3 protein-coding genes are annotated in these 3,556 nt (G+C 75.1%); all 3 read left to right on the top strand.

Translation table 11 applies throughout. From position 1 onward, the window contains the following. Positions 1-179 precede the first annotated feature (179 nt). Positions 180-1,265: a substrate-binding domain-containing protein gene (locus CS2_RS17885; RefSeq protein ID WP_046530134.1), complete on the top strand. Its 1,086-nt coding sequence runs from the start codon at positions 180-182 to the stop codon at positions 1,263-1,265. After that, positions 1,262-2,869, top strand: a complete 1,608-nt coding sequence (locus CS2_RS19700) for a methyl-accepting chemotaxis protein (RefSeq protein WP_046530135.1) — start codon at positions 1,262-1,264, stop codon at positions 2,867-2,869. The genes CS2_RS17885 and CS2_RS19700 overlap by 4 nt, the downstream gene beginning before the upstream one ends. A 208-nt stretch (positions 2,870-3,077) precedes the next feature. After that, positions 3,078-3,556: response regulator (locus tag CS2_RS17875; protein WP_156442209.1), on the top strand; the 479-nt coding region annotated here is incomplete at its 3' end.

Genomic DNA, 3,556 nt, shown 5'->3' with positions numbered 1-3,556 from the left:
ACCCCGGTCGCGAGAGCGCGATCCAGTCACCCCCGACGCCGTCGCCCGCGCGGTGGGCGACGCCGTCGCCTACCGGGCTGTCAGCGCGGGGCGCTCAGATGTGCGCGCCCCGCGCCGATGGACGGAGGAAGAGGCCGGTCACGGACGACCGGCCGGGCGCACCCATGAAGGGGGACAGGATGCGACGAGCGTTCCGCGCGGCCGCGCTGGCGGCCGTGCCGCTGCTGGTGATGACCGCCTGCGGCTCCGTCACGGGCGGGCCCGACGACCGGCCGCTGGTCGGAATCGCGATGCCGACCACGACCTCCGACCGCTGGATCGACGACGCCGACAACCTCGAGGCGCAGCTCGTGTCCCTCGGCTACGACGTCCGGCTCGAGTTCGCCGAGAACGACCCGGCGGCCCAGGTCGAGCAGCTCGAGGCCATGCTCGCCGCCGGGGCGGACGCGCTCGTCGTCGGGTCGGTCGACGGCACGGCCCTGACCGGCGTGCTCGCCGACGCGGGCGACGCCGACGTGCCCGTCATCGCGTACGACCGGCTGATCCGCGACTCGGGCGACGTCGCCTACTACGCGTCGTTCGACAACGCGCGCGTCGGCGTCCTCCAGGGCACGTCGCTGCTGCAGGGCCTCGGCGTGCTCGACGCCGCCGGCGAGCCCACCGGCGCGACCGGGCCCTACCTCGTCGAGCTGTTCGCCGGCTCGCCGGACGACAACAACGCGACCTTCTTCTGGGACGGCGCGATGCAGGTCCTCCAGCCGTACCTCGACTCCGGCGTGCTCGTCGTGGGCTCCGGCCAGACGACGTTCGCCGAGGCCGCGACGCAGGCGTGGGACGCGAAGGTCGCGGCCGACCGCATGCCCACGCTGCTCGCGGCCTACGCCGACGGTCGCCGGCTCGACGGCGTGCTGTCGCCCTACGACGGCATCTCGCGGGCCGTGCTCGACGCGACCCGCACCGCGCAGGCCACGCAGCCCGTCGTCACGGGCCAGGACGCCGAGGTCGACTCCGCGCGCCTCGTCGCGAGCGGCGAGCAGTTCTCGACCGTCTACAAGGACACCCGGCAGCTCGCCGAGGTCACGGTCGGCATGGTGCGGGCGCTGCTCGCGGGCGAGCAGCCCGAGGTCAACGACACCGCCACGTACGACAACGGCGTGCGCGTCGTCCCGTCGTACCTGCTGACCCCCCAGCTCGTCACCCAGGACAACGTCGAGCGCGTGCTCGTCGACGGCGGCTACTACACGGCGCAGGAGATCGGACGATGACCCGCGACGCACGCACCACGCACGGCGGCTGGTTCTGGAACCGCCCCCTGCGCACCAAGATCGTCGCGCTGCTGCTGTTCGTCGGCATCGCGTTCGCGGTCGTCGGCGGCGCCGGCGCCGTGGTCCTGCAGCGCGCCGGTGCGCACCTCGAGGAGATGGCCGACCTCACCAACGAGCTCCAGTCGTCGATGGCCGAGATCCAGGTGCAGCAGCAGCGCAGCCACCTGCTGGTGCGGCGCGCGGCCGCGGCCGACCCGGCCACGCGCGACCAGCTGCTCACGACGGTCGCGTGGGTCGACGCCGACGTCGCGTCGCGCGTCGACGTCGTCGAGGGCTACGACCTGTCGGACACGCCGCAGTGGCAGGACTTCCGCACGCGCTGGGACGCGTGGGTCGCGTACCGCGACGGCACGCTGCTGCCGCTCGTGAAGGCCGGTGACACGGCGGGCTTCGAGGTCGCGGTCGCCGCGGACGTCGCGGCCGACCCCGACTGGGCCGGGCGCGCGCTCGGGCTCGCCGAGGGGCAGGTCCGTGCGGGCGTCGACGCGATCCTCGCGCGGAGCGCCGGCGAGATCCGCGTGACGATCCTCGCGCTGGGCGTCGCGTTCGTCGTCGCCGCGCTCGTCGCGGTCGTCGTGACGACCGGGCTCATGCGCCGCGTCGCGGCGTCGGTCCGCACCATGGTCGCCTCGATCGAGGCCCTCGCGCGCGGCGACCTCACGGTGACGCCGCAGGTCGTGGTGGGCGACGAGCTCGGGCGCATGGCGCTCGCGCTCGGCGAGGCGCAGCACAACCTGCGCACCACGATGGCGGGCGTCGCCGAGGCGTCCGGCACGGTCGCCGCGGCGGCCGAGCAGCTGTCGGCCGCGTCGCGGCAGGTCGCGACCGGGGCGCAGGAGACCAGCGCGCAGGCCGGGGTCGCCGCGGGCGCCGCGGGGGACGTCGACCAGCACGTGCAGTCCGTGTCGGCCGGCGCCGAGCAGATGGGCGCCTCGATCCGCGAGATCGCGCAGAACGCGGCCGAGGCCGCCAAGGTCGCGCAGGCCGCGACCGCGGCCGCCGACGAGGCCGGGGTCACCGTGCAGCGGCTCGGCGAGTCGAGCCAGGAGATCGGCAACGTCGTCAAGCTCATCACGCAGATCGCCGAGCAGACCAACCTGCTCGCGCTCAACGCGACGATCGAGGCGGCCCGCGCCGGCGAGGCCGGCAAGGGGTTCGCGGTGGTCGCGGGCGAGGTCAAGGAGCTCGCGCAGGAGACCGCGAAGGCGACCGAGGACATCGCGCGCCGCGTCGAGGCCATCCAGGGCGACACCGCCGGCGCCGTCGAGGCGATCGGCCAGATCGAGGGCATCGTGCGCTCGATCAACGACTACCAGACGTCCATCGCGTCGGCCGTCGAGGAGCAGACCGCGACGACCACCGAGATGGCGCGCGGCATGTCCGACGTCGCGTCCGGGTCGGCGCAGATCCGCACGGCCGTCTCCGAGGTCGCGCAGGTCGCGTCGTCGTCCTCGTCGGCGCTCGTGCAGGTCGAGACGTCGGTCTCCGAGCTCGCGCAGATGTCGGAGGACCTGCGCGAGCGCACGGCCGCGTTCACGTACTGACGTCCCCGCGTCGTCCCGTCGGCCCCGCCCCGCGTCCCGCGCGGCGGGGCCGACGCGCACCACGACCCGGCGCGTGACCCCGCGCGCGCGACCTCACCCCGGCCCGCGGCCGACCTCACCTCCCGGACGGCTCACCCCGCGCCCCGACCGGCCGATGGGAGGGGACGTCGCCGGGAGCAGCCGGCGGCACGACAGACAGGAGCCGCGCGTGGCACGCACCCGGGTGCTGGTGGTCGACGACTCGGTCGTCATCCGCCGCCTGGTCACCGACGCGCTGTCGCGCGAGCCGGCGATCGACGTCGTGGGGGTCGCGGCCAACGGCCGCATCGCCCAGGCCAAGGTCGCGCAGCTCGCGCCGGACGTCATCACGATGGACGTCGAGATGCCGGAGATGGACGGCATCGAGGCCGTCCGCGCGCTGCGCGCGTCCGGCCACACCCAGCCGATCATCATGTTCTCGACGCTGACCGAGCGGGGTGCGCACGCGACGCTCGACGCGCTCGCCGCGGGCGCGACCGACTACGTCACGAAGCCCGCGAACGTGGGCAGCGTGCAGCAGTCGCTCGACCAGGTCGCGCACGAGCTCGTGCCGCGCATCCTCGCGCTGTCCGCCGCACGCCGCGGACCCGCCGCCCGGGCCACGTCGGCGCGGCCGGCCGGCGGTGCGCCCGCGCCCGCGGCGACCCC

It is taken from the genome of Cellulomonas iranensis NBRC 101100 = JCM 18110 (assembly GCF_001552375.1).
GTDB classification, from domain to species: Bacteria; Actinomycetota; Actinomycetes; order Actinomycetales; family Cellulomonadaceae; genus Cellulomonas; species Cellulomonas iranensis.
The sequence above is the reverse complement of the archived record's forward strand: the minus strand, read 5'-3'. Positions and strand labels throughout refer to the sequence as shown.